Genomic DNA, 19,754 nt, shown 5'->3' with positions numbered 1-19,754 from the left:
TCAATATTTGCATTCTTTTTGATGCAGCCTATAGTGAATGGGCGTGAACTCCATCCACGAAAGGCTGTGTCAAATGAAAACATCAACCATTCCCGTGATGGCTGCCGCATTGCTGGCAGCCGGCAGCGCATCAGCCGCTCCCGCCTCCTACTACGCCAGCCTGACCGGTGCGGCGGAAGCCACACCCAACGATTCGCACGGCATCGGCAGCAGTGTCGTCACATTCGACCTGACGGCGCATGTGTTGACGGTCGACCTGTCCTTTGTCGGACTGGAGGGGCTGAGCACCGCATCGCACATCCACTGCTGCACAACGACACCCGGCACGGGCGCCGCCATCGTCGCGACGGAAACGCCCACGTTCACCAGCTTCCCCACTGGCGTCACCGGTGGTATTTATTCGATGATGTACAACACGCTGCTGCCAGGCAGCTGGAATCCCGCCTTTATCGCTGCCAATGGCGGCTCCGTTGCCAGTGCGGAAGCCGCTTTCAGCGCCGGGCTGGCAACCGGATCCGCTTACCTGAACATCCACTCGACGGAATACCCTGCCGGTGAAATCCGCGGCTTCCTGGCGCCGGTGCCGGAACCCGGACAGTGGGGAATGCTGCTGATGGGGTTGCCAGTGCTGCTGGCACTGGCGCGCCGGCGTCACTGAACCCCCCCTCCCCCGGGCGGCAGCGCCATGCTGCCGCCCGCACTCTGCATACTGTGGGTATCTCGCCGCACCCCATTGCAACTCGCCAAAATCCCGATATTCTTAGTGGAAATGACGCTGGCTTGCGCCTGACCGGGCGCCCATGCGGCAATCCAAGGAGAAGGCTGAGTGACAAAACGCGCCGCCGCACGTCAACACAAGTGGAAACAGTGGGGCAAGACGCTGTTGCTGGCAACACTGCTGCCGGCAGGACGTGCGCAAGCCGCCCCGGAAATCACCTGGTATTACTTTGACGTGCCGCCCCAATACATCACGGCGGGGCCGCAAAAAGAAAAAGGCTTCCTTGACCTGGCGCTGCGCAACCATATTATTGCCGCCATGCCGCAATACCGGCACAAGCTGGTGGAAGCGCCGTTCCAGCGGCTGGAACTGATGCTGAAATCGGACCCGAATACGTGCGTCATGGGATTGTTCAGGAAACCGGAACGGGAGCAATTCATGTGGTTTTCCCGGCCATTCCTTGCGCAATTCCCGCCCGGCATCCTGGTGCGGCAGTCCGCGCGCGAAAAAGTCGCACCTTACCTGAATGAGCGCGGCAAATTGTCGCTGCGCCGGCTGCTGGAGGCGGGTGAACTGAAAATTGGCGTCGGCGGCACGCGCAGTTATGGCGCCGTGATAGATGGCTTGCTGAAACCGCATCTGGGCGAGGCCAACATCTATATCAATTCCGCAGCCAACGCGGCCAGCGGCCTGGTGCAGATGGCCGCCATCGGCCGAGTCGACGCCGTGCCGGGTTTTCCTTATGAAGCGCAATACCTGGGCATGGACGTGGCCAAAGGCGGCAGTGCGCTGGCCTATTATCCGCTGGCCGAGCAGCCGGATTACCTGCTGGGGCATGCGGCCTGCGCCAAGTCAGAATTCGGCAAACAAGTGGTCAAGGACATCGATGACTTGCTGCAGCAAGCCAGCGTGCGCAATGCCATCGCAGACTATTACGCATCGTGGCTGGATGACGGTACGCGCAAACTGGAAAAAGAATTGCGCAAATACACGGCGTCGCCGGCCGCATCGTCCCCGTCACCGCCCCCATAAATGACAAGGCCGGAGCCCCGGCTCCGGCCTTGTCGGACAGCTGCAGCGCTCAGCCTTATTTGCCCAGCAGCATCTCGTTGATGCGCTTCACAAACGCAGCCGGATCACTGAGCGCACCGCCTTCGGCCAGCAGTGCCTGGTCGAACAGGATGTGCGACCAGTCCGCAAACTGGGCGCTTTCCGCGTTTTCATACTTCAAGCGCGTCACCAGCGGGTGGTTCGGGTTGATTTCCAGGATAGGCTTGGATTCCGGCGCTGCCTGGCCGGCCGCTTTCAGCATGCGCAGCAGGTTGCCCGACAGTTCGTGCTCGTCCGCCACCAGGCACGCTGGCGAATCGGTCAGGCGGAACGTCACGCGCACATCCTTGGCTTTATCGGCCAGCGCACCCTTCATTTTTTCAACCAGTTCCTTGTACGAGGTTTCCGTTTCCTCGTGTTCTTTCTTTTCGGCTTCGTCTTCCAGCTTGCCCAGGTCCAGGCCGCCCTTGGCAACGGACACCAGTTCCTTGCCATCGAACTCGGTCAGGAACGACAGCATCCATTCGTCGACACGGTCCGTCAGCAACAGCACTTCCACGCCTTTCTTGCGGAAGATTTCCAGGTGCGGGCTGTTTTTCGCCGCCTTGAACGATTCAGCCGTGACGTAGTAAATCTTGTCCTGGCCTTCTTTCATGCGCGCCACGTAATCGGCCAGCGCCACGTTTTGTTCTTCCGTGTCGCCGTGGGTGGAAGCGAAGCGCAGCAGCTTGGCCAGACGGTCCTTGTTGGCCGCATCTTCGCCGACACCCTCTTTCAGCACCTGGCCAAATTCCTTCCAGAAGGCCGCGTACTTATCCTTCTTGTCCTGCTCTTCCGCGTTGGCCAATTCTTCCAGCATGCCCAGCACGCGCTTGGTCGAGCCTTCGCGGATGGCTTTCACGTCGCGCGACTCTTGCAGGATTTCACGCGACACGTTCAGCGGCAGGTCGGCCGAATCAATCACGCCTTTGACGAAACGCAGGTAGGTCGGCATCAATTGCTCGGCGTCGTCCATGATGAACACGCGCTTGACGTACAGCTTGATGCCGCCGCGCTTGTTGCGGTCCCACAGGTCGAACGGCGCCTTGGCCGGGATATACAGCAGCTGCGTGTATTCGCTGCGGCCTTCCACGCGGTTGTGCGTGTAGGTCAGCGGCGCCGAAAAGTCGTGCGACACGTGCTTGTAGAATTCTTCGTACTGTTCCGGCGTGATGTCGGACTTGCTGCGCGCCCACAGCGCGCTGGCCTGGTTGACGGTTTCCAGCTCGTCCTTGACGACGGTTTCTTTCTTTTCCGCGTCCCACTCTTCCTTGTTCATCACGATCGGCAGCGAGATGTGGTCGGAGTATTTGCGGATGATGGATTTCAGCTTCCACGACGACAGCAATTCTTCTTCGCCATCGCGCAAGTGCAGGATGATGTCGGTGCCACGGTTCGGCTTGTCGATTTGCTCGACGGAGAAGTCGCCCTCGCCGGTCGATTCCCAGCGCACGCCGTCAGCCGCGCCTGCGCCCGCGCGGCGGGTTTCCACGGTAATTTTGTCGGCCACGATAAAGCCGGAATAGAAGCCCACGCCAAACTGGCCGATCAGCGCGGCATCGGCCTGCTGGTCGCCGGACAGCTTGCCAAAGAATTCCTTGGTGCCGGACTTCGCGATCGTGCCCAGGTGCGCAATGGCTTCATCGCGGCTCATACCGATGCCGTTGTCGGAAATGGTGATGGTTTTGGCTTCTTTATTGAAGCTGACCTTGATCTTCAGTTCAGTATCGTTGCCATACAGCGCGTCATTGTTGATGGCTTCGAAGCGCAATTTGTCGGCCGCGTCGGACGCGTTCGAAATCAGTTCGCGCAGGAAGATTTCCTTGTTCGAATACAAGGAGTGGATCATCAGTTGCAGCAGTTGTTTAACTTCTGCCTGGAATCCCATGGTTTGCTTGGTATCAGCCATTTTTACCTCAATAGTCTTATCGAATATGCCGGGGTGTTGCGAGAACTCCCGGCAGATAAGGCTGGCCCCGGCGATTTCAAGAGCTTCCAGGCAATTAATTTTCAGCCTGGCTTAAGCAAGGCTGCGGCGGCGTGCCGCCAGACCCACCAAACCCAGGCCGGCCAGCAGCATGGCGTAACCCGATGGTTCCGGCACCGGGTTCAGGATGGCCGCAACGCACGCGTTGTCGGCGCCACCGCAAACCGTGGCGCCGATCTGCCCCAAATCATTGATGGCATTGGCTTCGCGCACAGTCCAGCCGCTGGCGGGATCGAGCAGCTGGTCCAGCATGGTGACTTTGCCGCCCGTGTAAATGAAGCCCCGGTGGTTGGCAATGCCGACCACGGCGCCGGCCGCATTAATGTCCAACGCTTCGCTGCCTGCGCCGGCGCCCAGGTCCGCCATCACGCCGTTCTGGTAAATAAAAGCGGTGCTAAGCGCGGAGCCGGCCGTGGCGCTGCCGCCCACCACCACGTTGCTGTCGTTGACGGCGCGCGCCCAGCTGGACGCGCCGCCCAGCGTACCGAGCGCCACCATCTTTCCGCCCTGGTACAGGAAGGCGCCGGTTGCGCCATTGGCGAAGCCGGTATCGCCCACCACCGTGCCCTGCGTATTGATATCGGTTGCCTGGCTGCGCACACCCAGCGTCCCCAGGTCGGCCGGCACGCCATTGACCCAGGCAGTGGCATGCGTCACGGGGCTGCCGCTGCCGCCGTCGTATTCGGCATAGCCGACGACGACGCCGGCGTCATTGATGCTGCTGGCGCCGGACGCACCGTACCCCATCGGCTTTGACAGCGACGTGTATTGCTGAGTCGCGGCATCGAACAATTGCGCATCGTAGCCATAAGGGCCCGTGCCGCTGCGGTCGACGTTGGTCAGCGCCACCACGCCGTGGTTGTTCATGTGCCCGAGGAGATCGAGCCACAGATTGCTGCCGCGCCGCATCGGCACCAGTTCCCCCGCCGTGCCGTCGTAATACAAGGTCGGCAGCGGCCCGTGGCTATCGATGTCGCCCACCGCATCGCCCCGGTTGTTGATGGCGCGGATGGAACCGTAATACCACGTATCCAGGACCACGTTGACCTGGTAAGACGGCGCGGCCTGGGCCAGCGTGCTGCAAGCCAGCAAGCCGGCAGCAAGGAAAGTATGTGGAATACGCATATCAGCCTCCTGCTCTGGACAAAATCGCAGTGTAAGGCTGAAACCGCTCAAAAGATTGTTTTTTGAACTATCTTTTTATATTTACAATTTTGTGACAATGTGTGAACCGTGCTGTCACATTTATGCGCTACACTGCCGCGCCCGCCGTCTGCGCCGGCATGCGCATGTTGGGCGCCGCGCATTCGACCCGGTTACGCCCGCCCTGCTTGGCCGCATACAGCGCGGCGTCGGCGCGGCGCAGCACGCAATCAAATTCGGTGTCTTCCGGCAAGCGCACGGCCACGCCGATCGAAATCGTAATCGGCAGCATCAGCGCACCGGAAGTAAAGGGCGCGTCCGCCACGGCTTTGCGCAAGCGCTCGCCGGCCGCCAGCGCCGTGTCGCCCGACACGTCATCAAACAGCACGACGAATTCTTCGCCGCCCTGCCTCGCAGGCAACTCCTGTTCACGGCACGCCATTTCCAGTTTGGCCGCCACGTGCTTTAACGCGGCGTCGCCGACGTCATGGCCAAAGCGGTCGTTGATGGATTTGAAGTGGTCGATATCAATGACGCCCAGGCCAAAGCCCCGGTTCTGTCCGCGCGCCCGCTCGAAGCGCCGGGCGCCCGCGTCGGCCAGCGTGCGGCGGTTGGCCAGCCCTGTCAGGTAATCCGTCGATGCGGCGCGCTCCCACTGGCGGCGGATACGCTCGGAGCACATCAGCAAGAACGCCGTGGTGCCAATCACCGGCATGATGGACAGCACGACGGGCGACGCCATATTGATCCACAGGCTGCCATCGAGTCCGGAATAATCGTCCGGCATCCCCATCGTCAAGAACCAGCCGAGGCGGAATAGGATGGACACCAGCAGCGCGACAAACGTACCCGCCATCACCTGGCGGCTCCATGCACGGTCGCGGCGGCTTTGCTGCAGCAGCGTATAAATGCATACGCCCAGCAGCGCGACCCACACCAGCGACACCACAACCAGCCGTCCCAGCGGATTAGGCGAAACGTCGGCAAACCAGTACACGCCAAGTACGCCAACCGTCACGGGCGCCAGTTGCACCAGTGTGCGCGGCACGCCGTAAAACTGGCGCAGCGCGCCCCAGTAGCAAGTAAACCCGCCCATCACCAAGCCGTTGGCCAGCGGCAGGATAAAACTGTGCGGCAAAGAATCCTGCACCATGAACATCGTGCAGCCGCAAGCGTGCAGCAGCGTACCGATGCGCCACGACACGGCGCTGGGGCGCAAGCTGGGCGGAAAGTCCCGGTGCATCAGGCCCAGGACGCCGCCATTGGCCATCATCATCAATGCGCCGAGCAGGTAAACGGTTGCAGGTTCCATCCAGGGAATTCAAATTAGTGATGCAGGGAAACACCTATTTTACTACTAGTTTTGCAACGCCTTCTCCAAAAACCGCCACACGGCCGGTTCCTGCATCGCCGCAATATTCAACCGCATGCGCGATGACGGCAACTGGCTCGGCGAAAACAAACTGCCCGGCGCCAGCAGCAAATCCTGCGCCATTGCCTGTGCCGCCAATACATTGGTATCGCGGCCCGCATCAGCCCACACAAACATCCCGGCAACCGGCGTCGCATCGATCTTCAAGCCGATCCGCTCCATTTGCCGCACAGTCCGGCTGCGTAATTCATCCAGACGGCTGCATATCCGGTCCGTATGCTTGCGGAACGTGCCTTCCGACAAGACTTTATAAACGACCCGTTCGCCGATTTCACTGGTGGTCAGGGTTTGCAGCATCTTGCGGTCGGCCAGCCGCTGGGCCCGCTCGTGCGACGTGGCAATATAGCCGACCCGCAAATTGGCGGCCAGCGTCTTGGAAAACCCGCCCAGGTAAATCACGCGCCGCAGCTGGTCCATCGTGGCCAGCCGCGTGACCGGCTGGATGGCCGGGCCCGGATGTAAGTCGCAATAGATATCGTCTTCCACGACTATGAAGTCGTGTTCTTCCGCCAGGCGCAAAATCTGGAACGCTTTGGCGGCGGACAGCGACGTGGAACTGGGGTTGTGCAGCACGGAATTAATGACGTACAGCTTGGGTTGATGCAGCGCGGCCAGTTGCGCCAGCGCCTGCAAATCCGGCCCATCGGCAAGGCGGGGAATGCCGATCACGCGCGCGCCCAGCGCGGCAAACGAGCCAAACATCAGGAACCACGCGGGGTCGTCAACAAAGATGGTGTCGCCCGGCTGCGTGAATTCACGCGCCACCATGTCCAGCGCTTGCGTAACGCCGGCCGTGGTGACGATTTGTTCCGGCGCGGCGGCAATGTCCAGTGCGGCCAGCTTTTCCTGCAATTGCTGGCGCAACGGCAAGAAACCTTGCGGTACGCCGTAATTCACCAGCGTGCCCGGATGCTGCCGGCTGATGGCGCGCAGCGCATTGGCGATCCCAGCCCCATCGAGCCACTCGGACGGCAGCACGCCCGTGCCCGGCATTTGCTGGTAGGGCGCCTGGCGGAACATATTGCGGACCAGCCACGTGACATCCATCGCGGCCGTCCCCTGCTCTACTGCGGGATCCGGCGCACTGCGCACGACGGGCGCAGCTTTCTCGCGCACATAAAACCCGGCGCCGCGGCGCGACTCCAGGTAGCCGCGCGCCACCAGCCGGTCATAGCTGGCCACGACAGTAAACGGCGACACACGGTGCGCCTGCGCAAATGCGCGGATCGACGGCATGCGGGCGCCACTGCGCAGCACCTTGTCATCGATGCGGGCCGCGATGGAACGCACGATCTGGTCGGCCAGCGATTCACCGGATTCGCGCGACAGCAAGGCGACCAGCGGCATGGCCGGAGTTGGGGACTGTGTATTGGCCATCTTACCTATACAGTTCTATCAATTAAGTGCACAAGTGTATTGGCACTGTACTGGTTAATTCTTCTAGTATAGGTCCATTCCCGTTCCACTGAAAGCACGCCATGCATCCAACGATCGCCACCACTTCCCGACTTTCCGATGAAACCACCGGCATGCTGCTGGGCCTGGCGGGCGTGGCGATTTTCAGCATGACCTTGCCGTTCACCCGCATGGCGGTTGCCGGATTTGATCCCGCATTTGTCGCACTGGGCCGGGCGCTGGCCGCGGCCACGCTGGCGGCGCTGTGGCTTGCCTGGAACAGGGCGCCCTTGCCGCCGCGCGCCGCATGGAAACCGCTGGCGTGGGTGGCGCTGGGCTGTGTGGTCGGCTTCCCATGGCTGACGTCGATGGCAATGCGTTCGCTGCCCGCGTCGCATGGCGCCGTGCTGATCGGCATGCTGCCGCTGGCAACGGCTGCCTACGCCGCGCTGCGCGGCTATGAAAAACCGTCGCCGGCCTTCTGGCTGATGGCGGCCATCGGCACTGCGCTGGTGGCGGGCTTTGCGCTGCTGCAGTCGGGCGGAACGTTCCACCTGGCCGATCTGGCCGTGTTTGCCGCAGTGCTGCTGGGCGCAGCCGGTTATGCGGAAGGCGGCAAGCTGTCGAAAACCATGGGCGGTGAACGGGTGATCAGCTGGGCGCTGATCCTGTCGGTGCCGGTGGTGCTGCCGGCGGTGGCATGGCTGGTGTGGCGCGACGGGGCCGCCATTGCCGCCGCCGGCTGGAAACCATGGACCGGGTTTGCCTACATTTCCGTGTTTTCCATGTATATCGGCTTCTTTTTCTGGTACCGCGGCATGGCGCTGGGCGGCGTGGCGCGGGTGGGCCAGGTACAGTTGCTGCAACCGTTCTTAACCATGGCCGGCGCGGCATTAGTTTTAAGTGAAACCATCAGTTTGAGCAATATTCTGTTCGCTTTGGCGGTAATTTCCGTAGTTGCTACGGGACGGCGGACGCGGATACGGGCATAGAAAGACGTACAATAATGGCTTCCCAGATTTAACACTCCACAGGAATGACCATGTCTGTATACGAAAAACTCAAAGCGCTCGATATCACCCTGGCAGCCCCGGCCGCCCCTGTTGCTGCCTACGTGATGTATGTGCAGAGCGGTAACCTGGTGTACCTGTCCGGCCATATCGCCAAGAAACCGGATGGCACGGTCTGGGCCGGCCAGCTGGGCAAGAACATCAGCACGGAAGAAGGCGCGCAGGCTGCGCGCGGCGTGGCCATTGCCCTGATCGGCACGCTGCAAGCCGCTTGCGATGGCGACCTGACCCGCGTCAAGCGCATCGTCAAGCTGACCAGCCTGGTGAACTCGACGGCAGACTATACGGACCACCACCTGGTGACCAATGGCGCGTCCGAACTGATCGGTGAAGTATTCGGCGATGCGGGCAAACATGCCCGCGCCGCATTCGGCGTGGCGCAAATCCCGCTGGGCGCGTGCGTTGAAATTGAAATGATTGCTGAAGTAGCGTAAACATGCATTAGCAATGGCGGCGCTTATCCAGTGCCTCCACTAACGGCCGCCACAAGCAGCCTTACTACTAGAAGAGACAACAATGAAAATCGAAAACCCGAACCCCATCCAGTGGCGCTTTTCCGAACGCGCAACCCAGCTGCAAAGCTCGTTTATCCGCGAAATCTTGAAAATCACGCAGCAGCCGGAAATTATTTCGTTTGCCGGCGGCCTGCCCTCGCCTGCCACCTTCCCGGTCGACGTGATGAAAGAAGCGTTCGACAAAGTGCTGACCGATTCCGGCAAAGTCGCGCTGCAATACGGCCCGACTGACGGCTACCTGCCGCTGCGCCAGTGGATCGCCGACCGCCTGTCCGAAGGCGGCGCGAAGATCGTGCCGGAACAAGTGCTGATGGTGTCGGGTTCGCAGCAGGCGCTGGACTTGCTGGGCAAAGTACTGATCGATGAAGGCAGCAAAGTGCTGGTGGAAACGCCGTCGTACCTGGGCGCGCTGCAAGCGTTTTCCGTGTACCGTCCGGAATTCGTGTCGGTGCAAACCGACGACCACGGCCTGGTGCCGGAATCGCTGGACAACGTCGCGCAAGGCGCCCGCCTGTTGTACGCGCTGCCGAACTTCCAGAACCCGACCGGCCGCACGCTGTCGTTGGAACGCCGCCAGCAACTGGTGGAAACTTGCGCCCGCCTGGGCTTGCCGCTGATCGAAGATGATCCATACGGCGCACTGAGCTACAAAGGCGCACCGCTGCCGAAGATGGTGGCCATGAACCCGGACGGCGTCATCTACATGGGCTCGTTCTCGAAAGTGCTGACGCCAGGTATCCGCCTGGGCTACGTGGTTGCGCCGCTGGGCCTGATCCGCCGCCTGGAACTGGCAAAACAGGCATCCGACCTGCACACGTCGCAGCTGACGCAAATGGTGGTGCACCATGTCGTCAAAGATGGCTTCCTGGACCAGCACATCCCGACCATCCGCCAGCTGTACGGCGACCAGTGCCAAGTCATGCTCGACGCCATGGACCAGCACTTCCCGCAAGCCGTGACGTGGACCCGTCCGGAAGGCGGCATGTTCATCTGGGTGACCTTGCCGAAGCACATAGACGCGATGGCGCTGCTGGACGAAGCCATCAAGCACAAAGTCGCGTTCGTGCCGGGTTCGCCGTTCTATGCGAATTCGCCGGAAACCCATACGCTGCGCCTGTCGTTCGTCACGGTGCCGCCAGAGCGTATCCGCGCCGGCATTGAAATCCTGGGCAAGCTGATCGCGTCCAAACTGTAATTTGCTGCCGGGATGCCTTGAGCATCGATTGCATACAATCTCGTTGCCAAATTGCAACGAGATTGTTTTGCCATTCGGCACAACTAACAGCAATTCCCGTATTTTTACCAGCAACATCGCCGGTATTCCGGGCAGTTGCCATTGCCGGTATTTGCAGCGATGCTGCAGGGAATGTTTTTTTGCAAATTGGGTTAGCTAGGCGGTATGATTTAGACAGACAGTCACTTCACCGAGCGAGACTCAATGATTACTGGCAGTACAAGTTACGTGCCGCGGCGTGAAGCCGCAATCCTGATTGTCGACGATGCGCCGGCCAATCTCAGTGTGCTGCGCAAGCTGATGGTGGAACAGGGTTATCAAACCTATATCGCCACCTCGGGAGAACGGGCCGTACAGATTGCGAAACGGGTCTATCCCGACCTCATCCTGCTGGATGTGGTGATGCCTGGTATCGACGGGCTGGAAACATGCCGGCAGTTGAAATCGAACGCGCTGACGCAGCATATCCCTGTCATCTTCATGAGCGCCCGCAACGAGACGGAAGACGTGGTCGCGGGCTTTGAAACGGGCGGCGCCGACTACATCGGCAAGCCGCTGCGCATGGCTGAAGTGTGCGCCCGTGTGCGCGCCCAGCTGCAAATCCGCAACCGCTCGGAAACGCAGCAAGAACAGGCGGAACGGCTGCGCACGATCGTCAACAGCATGGCTGAAGGCTTGCTGATCATCGAGCCGAACGGACGTGTGCAATTCACCAATCCCGCCTGCGACGCCTACCTGGGCTACGAGGAAGGGGAACTGGCGGGGCAAAGCCTGAGCGACTTGCTCAACCCGCTGGTGGCGCAGGAATACCTCGATTACTTTACCCGCTACGCCGCCGACCCGGAAACCGCGCACAGCCACGGCACGCGCGAAGTCATCATCCGCCACAAGCAAGGCACGTCGGTCTGCATGGATTTGACCTTGACGCCGATGTATTCGCGCCAGCCGCTGTTTATCGGGCTGCTGCATGACATCACGCACCACAAGATGTCGGAAGATGCGCTGCACCGCGCAGCCATGGTCGATTCGCTGACGAAAATTGCCAACCGGCGCCACTTCGATACGTTCCTGGAAAAAGAATGGCAACGCGCCATCCGCAGCGGTGCGCCGCTGTCGCTGGTGGTGCTCGACGTCGACCACTTCAAGCTGTACAACGACAGCCTGGGCCATGCCGCAGGCGACATTTGCCTGCAACAAGTGGCGCAGGCCATCAATGCGCACGCGCTGCGCGCCACCGACCTGGCGGCACGCTATGGCGGCGAAGAATTCGTGCTGCTGTTTGCAGAAACCGATGCCGATGCCGCGTTTGCACTGGCCGAATCCATCCGCAACCACGTGGAAGCGCTGCAATTGCCACATCCCCGCTCGATCACGTCGCCGTGGATCACGGTCAGCGTGGGCGTCGCGACCATTCATCCGCACCAGATGGAAAACGTGGAAGCGCTGTTTGTTGCAGCCGACCGCGCCATGTATGTGGCCAAGGAAAATGGCCGCAACCAGGTACGCTCCAGCCGCGCCAGCCCTGCTGCGGCAGGCACAGTGGATATCTCCGCACTGGCCAGCCACTGATGCGCAGCTTGTTAACAAATTCTGTGGACAAGCTTGTTAACAAGCGCCCTTCGCGGCGTTCAACCCCCTGTTTTTAAAAGAAAAACTTATTCTGATTAATTTTTAATCAGATGAACTTATACACAGCCCCGCGAGTCCCATAACAGCTTGCCAACCTTGAGAATTGTTAACAGTTTCTGTGGACAAGGTTGTTAAGAAGCCGGAACACCCTGCCTTAAGCTATTGTTTTTAAACAACAAAGTTTTCCTGATTAATTTCCGTGCAGTGTACAGTTATGCACAGCCGCGTCATCAGCAGCGCTCCGGGTAACCGGTAATATCGGCAATTTCCGCATACATCGGCTGCAGGCGCTTGTACATCTTCAGGTACACGCGCTGGTACAGCTGTTCGTAGATGCGGCTGGCGTCGGGATTCGGCAGGAATACGCGCCCCTTGCGCGTCATGGCGCGGATGGCCGTACCAAAGTCCGCGTGCAGCCCCAGGCCCGCCGCCACGGCAATGGCTGCACCCAGGCCCGACGTTTCATACACGTGGGCGCGCGCCGCCGGCAAGCCAAAGATATCGGCCGACAACTGCATGGCCGCATCGCTTTGCGAACCGCCGCCGGCAATGCGCAATTCCGTGATCGGCACGCCGCCCCGCTTTTCAATCCGCTCTTTCCCTTCGCGCAGCGCATACGCGAGGCCCTCCAGGATCGCACGGTACATGTGCGCCCGCGTATGGACGTCGCCGAAGCCGATCATCGCGCCCTTCGCTTCCGGTCCCGGCACTTTGATGCCAGGACTCCAGTAAGGCTGCAGCATCAAGCCCATCGAGCCTGGCGGCACGGCATTGACGAGGCGGTCGAACAGCGCTTCCGGCGGCTCGCCCGTCTCCATCGATACGGCCTGTTCACGGTCGCCAAACTGTTCCTTGAACCAGTTGACCATCCAGAAGCCGCGGAAGATCTGCACTTCCGTGCTGTACGCGCCGGGTATCGCAGCCGGATAAGGCGGGATGAAGGGCGTGACTTCGATGTATTTCGTGTTGGTGGTGTTGATGGTGGCCGTGGTGCCGTAACTGAGGCAGCCGACGTGCGGCTCCAGGCAGCCGGCGCCGATCACTTCGCACGCTTTATCGGCCGCTGCCGCCACCAGCGGCGTACCTTCCATGATGCCGGTGGCCAGCGCTGCTTCCGCCGTCACGGCGCCAATCACCGTGCCCGGCTTCACGAGTTCCGGCAGCATGTCTGGCCGCACGGCCAGCGCCTGCCACTTCCAGTCGCGCGCACCCGCCCACTGGTGGCGCTTGTAGTCAAACGGCATGTACGCCACCTGCGACCCGGTGGAATCGGCCATGCGGCCACTGAGCTTGAAATTCAAATAGCCCGACAGCAGCAGCACTTTATGCGTGGCGTTCCAGATCTCCGGCTGGTGTGCTTTAATCCAGTTCAGTTCCGCTTCGCGGCGGAAGTAATTGATGGTGCCCTCCACGCCCGCGAGCTTGAACGCCGCCTTCCACAGCGGGCCGATCGGCGGCACGTCGTCCGTGCGGCGCTGGTCCAGCCACGTAATCGCCGGACGCAGCGGTTTGCCATCCTTGCCGACATTGATGACGGTGCCGCGCTGCGTGGTCACCGCCACGCCTTTTACGTGCGCCCGCGTTTCCGGATGCGCCGCCCACAGCCGCTGGCACGCGACACCGGCGGCGCGCCAATAGCCATCCGCATCATGCTCGGCCCAGCCGGGATAATCCGAGTAATACGCCTGCAAATGCACCTGGGTTTTGGCAATCAGGTTGCCCGCCAGGTCAAACAGCAGCGCGCGTACGCTCTGGGTGCCATTGTCGATGGAAAGGAGGTAAGGACCGGACATGCTGTGTCTCTTGAAGTGTTTCAGTGATGATACGGTGCATTACTAGGGAATGCTGTAATGCTTGCGCCACAGGGCCAGATACGCGGCCTGTTCGGCGTCCCAGCGCGCATCGCTCCAGCCCAGCTCTGGCTGGCAAATGGCGCGCACGCGCGGCAAGATGGCTTCGCCGCCGCCACGCAGCTGCAAGCCAATCCGCAAGCGGCGCAGCAGCAAGTCATCGAGCCGCTGCACGGATTCATGGCGCGCGGCCCAGCGCAATTGCGCCCAAATGCTGGCCGTACCGGGAATTTCCGCCAGTTCGCCTTCCTGCGCACAGGCGACCACGTCGCCCGCCAGCGCGCCATAGCGGCCCGGCAAGCGTTCGCCCTGCCCGGCCGGCAAGCCTGCCACGTGCGGCAGCCGCATTGGCGCGGCAAACACAGGCCGCGCTTCCAGGCTGGCTTTCCACTGCGGCAGCAATGGCGCCGCCTTGCGCAACGCATCCAGTGCAATCACGCGGAACGTCGTCAGCTTGCCGCCGGTGACCGTCAACAAGCCGTCTTCCAGCCACAGCGCATGTTCGCGGGTTTCTTTTGACGGGTCGGCCTGGCCGCTATCGATGACAGGACGCACGCCCGCATACGTGGCGACGATATCCGTTTCATTGAGGTTTTGTTGCGGGAACTGGCTGCGCAAGGCCGCCATCAAATATTCCACTTCAGCGCGCGTAATGGCCGCTTCAAACGACAAGTCGTCGCGGTGGTCGACATCGGTTGTCCCCACCAGGGTCACGCCCTCCCACGGGAACGCAAACACGGGACGCCCATCAACCGGGTGCATCAGGCTGACGGCCTGCGCCAGTGGCAGGCGCCAGTGCGGCAGCACCAGGTGGCTGCCCCGCAATGGCCGCAAACGTTGGCCGTGAACTGCACCGGGCTTGTGGCCCGGTGCAGCTACGCCATCACGCAGCGGATTGCTGTGTTCTTTTGCAGGATGGGCCGCAGACGGCGCGCGCAGGCGGTCGGCCCACGCGCCCGTGGCGCTGATGACCACCCTGGCGTTGACAGCATACTGTGCCCCGCTCAATTCATCGCGCACGGTTGCGCCCTTGACGGCCGCGCCATCGCGCAGCAAGCTTTGCACGGACATGTAATTGACCGCCACGCCACCTTCCGCCTGCGCTTCCTGCAGCACGCGCATGACGAGGCGCGCATCATCCGTCTTCGCATCCGTATAGCACATGCCGCCCCGCAAACCTTCGCCATCGATATTCGGCGCCAGGCCCAGGAATGCGTCGCGGTCCACATAATGGCGCTGGCGCGAGCGCTTCCCCGCCATCAAGTCATACAGCGCCAGCCCGATCAAAAATGCCGTGCGTCCCGGCTTGCGGCCCGGGTAATCGCCGAACGCGAAGCTTTGCGGCACCACGAGGCCCGCCGCGTCGCGCAGCAGCGCTTCGCGTTCCTGCACGGATTCGCGCGTCAAGCCGAATTTGCCTTCCTTCAGGTAGCGCAAGCCGCCATGCACGAGCTTTGACGAGCGGCTCGACGTGCCCCACGCGAAATCGCGCTGCTCCACCAGCAGTGCGGACAGCCCGCGCCGCGCCGCTTCCAGCAAAATGCCGGCGCCTGTGATGCCGCCGCCAATGACCAGCACATCCCACTGGCGTCCCACGGTTTCCGCCAGCGCGGCGCGGCCGCCCGGCTGCCACAGTGACGACGATCCCGGCTGCGCCGCCGCGCCATACGACGAATGCCAGTTCACGCTGCCATCCCGCGTGCCTGGGCCGATGCCACTGCCGGCTGGGCATCCGGCAGCAGTTTGCCCGGGTTCATGACGCCTTGCGGATCAAAATGGCGGAAGATCGCGGCCATCGCAGCGATGCCCGCCGCACCTTTTTCCGCCGCCAGGTAGGGCGCGTGGTCGCTGCCCACGCCGTGCTGGTGGCTGATGGTGCCGCCGCAATCGACGATGGCCTGGCTGACGGCGCCCTTCAATGTGCGCCAGCGCGCCATGTCTTCGTCAAAATTGCCTGCAAGGCGGTACACGAACGTCGTGTAGACGCTGGCGCCCTGCGCATACAGGTGCGACAGGTGCGTGTACGTGTGCACCATTTCGCCATGGGTGGCCAGCGCCTGTTTCGCTGCCGCTTCCACCGCCTGCATGGTCGACTCCACGCGCGGCCAGTCCACGGCGGTTTCCACCGTATCGATGACGTAGCCATGTTCCCATGCCGCGTTGCGCAGGTAGACATTGCGGAAGCGGTTTTGCTTCCACTTGTCGCCCATCTTGCAGCCGATGTGCACGCCGCCGCGCTTGCGCGCCAGCTTCAATGCCTGCGCCATTGCGGCGCGGGCTTGCGGCTTGCCGCCGCTGGTCCCTAACATCAGCATGCACTTGCCTTCGCCGCAGCCGCGCAGCGACAAATACGCTTCCAGCGCGCCGATCAGTTTCTTGTGGCCGGCCAGCGCCAGCATGGTTTGCGTTTCCACGCCATTGGACAGGCGCAGCATCGACAAGCCCAGCTTGGCCTGCGCCAGTTCGCGCACGGCGGTTTCCGCGCTTTTCCAGTCCGGATAAAACACGGCGTGGAATGCTTCATATTCCGGCGCCGGCGTCACGCGCACGGTCGCTTCCGTCAGGATGCCCATGCGGCCTTCGGAGCCCAGCACGATTTCGCGCAAATCCGTGCCGGCGGCCGATGCCGGGAACGTCTGGATTTCCAGGCGGCCGGACGGCGTTTCCATCACGCCGCCGGCAAACAGCTGCTCGATGCGGCCATAGCGCAGCGATTGCTGGCCGGACGAGCGCGTGACGATCCAGCCGCCCAGGGTCGAGTATTCAAACGATTGCGGGAAGTGGCCCAGCGTATAGCCATGGGCGCGCAACTGCGCTTCCAGGTCGGGGCCGAACACGCCCGCGCCGAAGGTGGCCAGCTGCGATTCGCGGTCCAGGTGGTGCAAACGGCACATGCGGGTGGTGCTGACCGACAGCACGGGCTGCGCGCTGTCTTCCACCGTCAGGTGGCCGGCTACGCTGGTGCCGCCGCCGTGCGGAATCAGCGCCACGCGGTAGCGCTGCGCATAGTGCAGCAATTCGCGCACGTCGTCCGCGCTTTCCGGAAACGCCACGCCGTCCGGCGCCATGCCGATGCGGCCATAGCGCAGCTTCAGCCAGTCCGGCAAACTTTGGCCCAGCGCGTGGCGCACGCGCACTGCGGCGCCGGTGTCGATCAGGCGGTGCGGCGGCAGCCGCGATGGCGCCACCGCGGCGCAAGCCTGTTCAAAGCTGGCGTCGTCGCCGGCATCCCGGCTGCGGCTGCCGCCTATGCGTTGCGCCAGGAACGCCAGCGCATCCGGCGCCAGCGCAAAATGAATCGTATCGTCACCCCAGCCATTCCAACGTCGCATCGTATTCTCTCCACATGACTTGCTATACTGGCGCTCCTTGCCAGAAGATAGACAGCAGCTTAGATTCATTTGCTCCGTGGGTATTGCGCATTCATGACAACCGCCTTGTTCGATTATGCCAGCGCCGGCCGGGTGGCTGGCGCTTATCTGCAACCGCTGCTGGAAGCGGCCGGCGCCCGTGGCGTGCCCGCGCGCGACCTGGAACTGGCTGCCGGCCTGCCCGCGGGCAGCCTGGACCCGCTGCCGGAAATCCTGCCGGCCGGCGATTATGTGCGCCTGCTCGACATCGCCGCCACCCTGGCCGACGACCACCATTTCGGCCTGCACGTGGGCGAACGGGTCAAACTGGGCACCTATAGCGTGTATGGGCTGGTGCTGCTCAGTTGCCGCGATTTCGGCCATGCGCTGGAACAGACGCAGCGCTACGAACAGCTGGCGCACGACCTGGGCCGCTCGGCGCTGGAAGTCGATGGCGCCATCGCGCGCTATACGTGGCACAGCCGCTATTCAAAACAGGCGCGCCACCTGGCCGACAGCGTGTTTGCCGGCATCCGCGTGTTCGGCGACTGGCTGGCCGGCATGCCGCTGCCGCCCGCCGAACTGGCGCTGATGCACGATGGCGGCGATCCCGCGCTGCACGGCGAATATGTGCGGGTATTCGGCGCCCTGCCCCATTTCAACGCGCCCGCCAATGTGGCGGCGTTCGATGCGCAATTGCTGTCGTGGCCGGTGCCAAATGCGGACCCGCTGCTGTATCCGGTGCTGCAGCAGCATGCGGAACAGCTATTGAAACAGCGGGCGCAGCTTGACGCCGGCATTGCCGGGCAAGTGCGGGCGTCCATCGTGCGCGGCCTGGCGCAAGGCCAGGTGCGGCTGGCGCCCGTGGCGGAAGAGCTGGGTTTGTCGCCCCGCACGCTGCAGCGCAAGCTGGCCGACGCGGGCATGAATTTCCAGCAAGTGCTGGACCAGACCCGCTATGCGCTGGCGCAGGATTATTTGCGCCAGCCGGGACTGTCGCTGGTGGATATTGCGTTCCTGCTGGGGTATCAAGAGCAAAGCGCGTTCAATCACGCATTCAGGGACTGGGCCGGCATCAACCCCGGCGCGTGGCGCGAAGCGAATACCTGACCTTACGTTTCACGGCCCTTTTCCCGAATAAATGGGCCCAGGCACGCTTCCATACTGCGCTGCAAGCACATTAAAAACATATTCCCCGACGGGTGGAACAGGATAAAGCTCGACACGGAATGCCCGACTTCGGAAACCTGTCCCGTGCAATCATGCTTGCCATTGTCTTTGATGATTTTATCGAGCGCCTTGTAAAAGCCGTTTTCATCGGGCTGGTCGTCGATATCGAATTCTGTTTCCACCACTTCCGACGCGCTGGTGATGAGCGCCGTACCATCCTGGCGCATGCGGTAGATTTCGTGGCAAGAACCGTCGGGCAACACGAAACGCCAGGTGCCGACGATCGGGTGGTCGGCCCGGACCGGGGAAGCCGCCACGCTGGCTGCAGCGCATGCCAAGGTACACGCGAGGGCGCACGCCAGCGCGCATTGCGTCCCAATACGGGTAATGACGTTCATGGCAGACCTCCCGTGATGCACTTCCAGTCAGTATAGACCTGTCTGCAATATCGCACGCGGTTTGACGAAAGTCTGTGCGTTGGCTTACTTTTCCGCCGCCGCTTTCATGCTGGCCAAGCCTTTTTCGAAATCCGGGCCAATCATCTTGTCCATCGACACGAACACGCCCATCAGCTTGGTCATGAACGAGCTGGGGCCGGACATGGTCCAGACAACTTTGGTGCCGTCGCCTTCCGGCTGCAGCGCAAAGACCGTCGTGTTTTGCGAAGCGATCGGCTTCAGGAAATCCAGCTTGATATCAACTTTCGACGGCGCCTGCGCCCCCGTGATTTCCATGCGCCCCGCGCCGACGGCATCGTTGCCGTCCCAGCTATAGACCGCCCCCGCGCCGCTGGCCGGGCCCGTAAACGTGCGCTTCATGTTCGGGTCCAGTCCTTCCCATGGCGACCATTTACCCCACTCATGGAAATCACTGATCAGCGGATAGATTTTCTCGGCCGGCGCCTTGATGGCAATGCTGCGCGACACGGCAAATGAATTAGGCTGGAGCAGCGCCAGTCCCAGAATAATGACAACGACGGCAACAATGCCGATAGCGATTTTTTTCAACATACGTATCCCCTGCGAATTATTATTTTGACGACATCGCGTGCCAGCCTTGCAGGCCGGGCATCCACAGATCAGTAGGCGCTTGCCGAATTCGCAAGGCTAGCAGTTTTTTACCACTATGCAATCATTTGCCGGCGCTAAAACCCTGCTGGTGTTGCATAAAAG

The 19,754-nt window shown here is 61.8% G+C and carries 15 protein-coding genes and 2 pseudogenes; 7 read left to right on the top strand and 10 right to left on the bottom strand.

Translation table 11 applies throughout. The features are described from left to right. The first annotated feature begins 73 nt into the window (after positions 1 to 73). Together GM668_RS09455 and GM668_RS09450 are read left to right on the top strand one after the other, a co-directional pair. Positions 74 to 658 (top strand): CHRD domain-containing protein, encoded by a 585-nt coding sequence (locus GM668_RS09455; protein WP_155438693.1) that lies wholly within the window; start codon positions 74 to 76, stop codon positions 656 to 658. Positions 659 to 826: 168 nt separating this feature from the next. Then, positions 827 to 1,750, top strand: coding sequence for a TIGR02285 family protein (locus tag GM668_RS09450; RefSeq protein ID WP_155438692.1), 924 nt, complete (start codon positions 827 to 829; stop codon positions 1,748 to 1,750). Between the two features lie 55 nt (positions 1,751 to 1,805). Here GM668_RS09450 and htpG read toward each other — a convergent pair whose 3' ends face one another. The 5 genes and pseudogenes from htpG to GM668_RS09430 all read right to left on the bottom strand — a co-directional run bounded on the left by htpG (position 1,806) and on the right by GM668_RS09430 (position 7,746). After that, on the bottom strand, positions 1,806 to 3,716 hold the full coding sequence (gene htpG / locus GM668_RS09445; RefSeq protein WP_155438691.1) for a molecular chaperone HtpG: 1,911 nt from the start codon (positions 3,714 to 3,716) through the stop codon (positions 1,806 to 1,808). A gap of 111 nt (positions 3,717 to 3,827) precedes the next feature. After that, a pseudogene (locus tag GM668_RS31905) lies at positions 3,828 to 3,914 on the bottom strand (PEPxxWA-CTERM sorting domain-containing protein); the annotation flags it as partial. A 243-nt stretch (positions 3,915 to 4,157) separates the two neighbouring features. Continuing rightward, positions 4,158 to 4,541: pseudogene (locus GM668_RS31900) on the bottom strand (HAF repeat-containing protein); the annotation flags it as partial. A gap of 505 nt (positions 4,542 to 5,046) precedes the next feature. Further along, positions 5,047 to 6,249, bottom strand: coding sequence for a GGDEF domain-containing protein (locus GM668_RS09435; RefSeq protein ID WP_155438689.1), 1,203 nt, complete (start codon positions 6,247 to 6,249; stop codon positions 5,047 to 5,049). 45 nt (positions 6,250 to 6,294) lie between these two features. After that, entirely contained in the window at positions 6,295 to 7,746 is a 1,452-nt protein-coding gene (locus tag GM668_RS09430) for an aminotransferase-like domain-containing protein (RefSeq protein ID WP_155438688.1), read from the bottom strand. Positions 7,747 to 7,847: 101 nt separating this feature from the next. Here GM668_RS09430 and GM668_RS09425 point away from each other — a divergent pair, with 101 nt between their 5' ends. The 4 genes from GM668_RS09425 to GM668_RS09410 all read left to right on the top strand — a co-directional run bounded on the left by GM668_RS09425 (position 7,848) and on the right by GM668_RS09410 (position 12,152). Then, positions 7,848 to 8,756 carry a DMT family transporter gene (locus GM668_RS09425; RefSeq protein WP_229499102.1) on the top strand — a complete coding sequence of 303 codons (909 nt, stop codon included), beginning with the start codon at positions 7,848 to 7,850 and terminating at the stop codon, positions 8,754 to 8,756. A gap of 50 nt (positions 8,757 to 8,806) precedes the next feature. After that, entirely contained in the window at positions 8,807 to 9,268 is a 462-nt protein-coding gene (locus tag GM668_RS09420; RefSeq protein WP_155438687.1) for a RidA family protein, read from the top strand. 82 nt (positions 9,269 to 9,350) lie between these two features. Then, positions 9,351 to 10,544, top strand: coding sequence for an aminotransferase-like domain-containing protein (locus GM668_RS09415; RefSeq protein ID WP_155438686.1), 1,194 nt, complete (start codon positions 9,351 to 9,353; stop codon positions 10,542 to 10,544). A gap of 243 nt (positions 10,545 to 10,787) precedes the next feature. Beyond that, the gene (locus GM668_RS09410) at positions 10,788 to 12,152 is read left to right on the top strand and encodes a diguanylate cyclase (RefSeq protein ID WP_155438685.1); all 1,365 of its coding nucleotides are present in this window, start codon (positions 10,788 to 10,790) and stop codon (positions 12,150 to 12,152) included. Positions 12,153 to 12,442: 290 nt separating this feature from the next. Here GM668_RS09410 and GM668_RS09405 read toward each other — a convergent pair whose 3' ends face one another. Genes GM668_RS09405 through GM668_RS09395 form a run of 3 tightly spaced genes read right to left on the bottom strand, consistent with a single transcriptional unit; the run spans position 12,443 to position 17,394 of the window. After that, on the bottom strand, positions 12,443 to 14,005 hold the full coding sequence (locus GM668_RS09405; RefSeq protein WP_155438684.1) for an FGGY-family carbohydrate kinase: 1,563 nt from the start codon (positions 14,003 to 14,005) through the stop codon (positions 12,443 to 12,445). A gap of 42 nt (positions 14,006 to 14,047) precedes the next feature. Then, on the bottom strand, positions 14,048 to 15,748 hold the full coding sequence (locus GM668_RS09400) for a glycerol-3-phosphate dehydrogenase/oxidase (RefSeq protein ID WP_371868669.1): 1,701 nt from the start codon (positions 15,746 to 15,748) through the stop codon (positions 14,048 to 14,050). Continuing rightward, the gene (locus GM668_RS09395; protein WP_155438683.1) at positions 15,745 to 17,394 is read right to left on the bottom strand and encodes an FAD-binding oxidoreductase; all 1,650 of its coding nucleotides are present in this window, start codon (positions 17,392 to 17,394) and stop codon (positions 15,745 to 15,747) included. Before GM668_RS09395 ends, GM668_RS09400 begins: the two co-directional genes overlap by 4 nt. A 93-nt stretch (positions 17,395 to 17,487) precedes the next feature. Here GM668_RS09395 and GM668_RS09390 point away from each other — a divergent pair, with 93 nt between their 5' ends. Continuing rightward, on the top strand, positions 17,488 to 18,522 hold the full coding sequence (locus tag GM668_RS09390) for an AraC family transcriptional regulator (RefSeq protein WP_155438682.1): 1,035 nt from the start codon (positions 17,488 to 17,490) through the stop codon (positions 18,520 to 18,522). A 2-nt stretch (positions 18,523 to 18,524) separates the two neighbouring features. On the opposite strand, the gene GM668_RS09385 is transcribed toward GM668_RS09390, so the two are convergent. Beyond that, on the bottom strand, positions 18,525 to 18,980 hold the full coding sequence (locus GM668_RS09385; RefSeq protein WP_229499100.1) for a hypothetical protein: 456 nt from the start codon (positions 18,978 to 18,980) through the stop codon (positions 18,525 to 18,527). Between the two features lie 84 nt (positions 18,981 to 19,064). Continuing rightward, positions 19,065 to 19,592, bottom strand: a complete 528-nt coding sequence (locus tag GM668_RS09380; protein WP_155438681.1) for an SRPBCC family protein — start codon at positions 19,590 to 19,592, stop codon at positions 19,065 to 19,067. Positions 19,593 to 19,754: the final 162 nt, after the last annotated feature.

The organism is Pseudoduganella ginsengisoli (genome assembly GCF_009720865.1).
Classification (GTDB): domain Bacteria; phylum Pseudomonadota; class Gammaproteobacteria; order Burkholderiales; family Burkholderiaceae_D; genus Rugamonas; species Rugamonas ginsengisoli.
Note: the sequence above shows the minus strand (reverse complement) of the source record. Positions and strands in the feature narration are given on the sequence as shown.

What these genes read in the sequence shown, in the direction of transcription:
- GM668_RS09430 (WP_155438688.1), bottom strand. Translation starts at nt 7,746, where the DNA reads ATGGCCAATACACAGTCCCCAACTCCGGCCATGCCGCTGGTCGCCTTG.
- GM668_RS09410 (WP_155438685.1), top strand. Translation starts at nt 10,788, where the DNA reads ATGATTACTGGCAGTACAAGTTACGTGCCGCGGCGTGAAGCCGCAATC.
- GM668_RS09420 (WP_155438687.1), top strand. Translation starts at nt 8,807, where the DNA reads ATGTCTGTATACGAAAAACTCAAAGCGCTCGATATCACCCTGGCAGCC.
- GM668_RS09435 (WP_155438689.1), bottom strand. Translation starts at nt 6,249, where the DNA reads ATGGAACCTGCAACCGTTTACCTGCTCGGCGCATTGATGATGATGGCC.
- GM668_RS09385 (WP_229499100.1), bottom strand. Translation starts at nt 18,980, where the DNA reads ATGAACGTCATTACCCGTATTGGGACGCAATGCGCGCTGGCGTGCGCC.
- htpG (WP_155438691.1), bottom strand. Translation starts at nt 3,716, where the DNA reads ATGGCTGATACCAAGCAAACCATGGGATTCCAGGCAGAAGTTAAACAA.
- GM668_RS09405 (WP_155438684.1), bottom strand. Translation starts at nt 14,005, where the DNA reads ATGTCCGGTCCTTACCTCCTTTCCATCGACAATGGCACCCAGAGCGTA.
- GM668_RS09455 (WP_155438693.1), top strand. Translation starts at nt 74, where the DNA reads ATGAAAACATCAACCATTCCCGTGATGGCTGCCGCATTGCTGGCAGCC.
- GM668_RS09395 (WP_155438683.1), bottom strand. Translation starts at nt 17,394, where the DNA reads ATGCGACGTTGGAATGGCTGGGGTGACGATACGATTCATTTTGCGCTG.
- GM668_RS09380 (WP_155438681.1), bottom strand. Translation starts at nt 19,592, where the DNA reads ATGTTGAAAAAAATCGCTATCGGCATTGTTGCCGTCGTTGTCATTATT.
- GM668_RS09390 (WP_155438682.1), top strand. Translation starts at nt 17,488, where the DNA reads ATGACAACCGCCTTGTTCGATTATGCCAGCGCCGGCCGGGTGGCTGGC.
- GM668_RS09425 (WP_229499102.1), top strand. Translation starts at nt 7,848, where the DNA reads ATGCATCCAACGATCGCCACCACTTCCCGACTTTCCGATGAAACCACC.
- GM668_RS09415 (WP_155438686.1), top strand. Translation starts at nt 9,351, where the DNA reads ATGAAAATCGAAAACCCGAACCCCATCCAGTGGCGCTTTTCCGAACGC.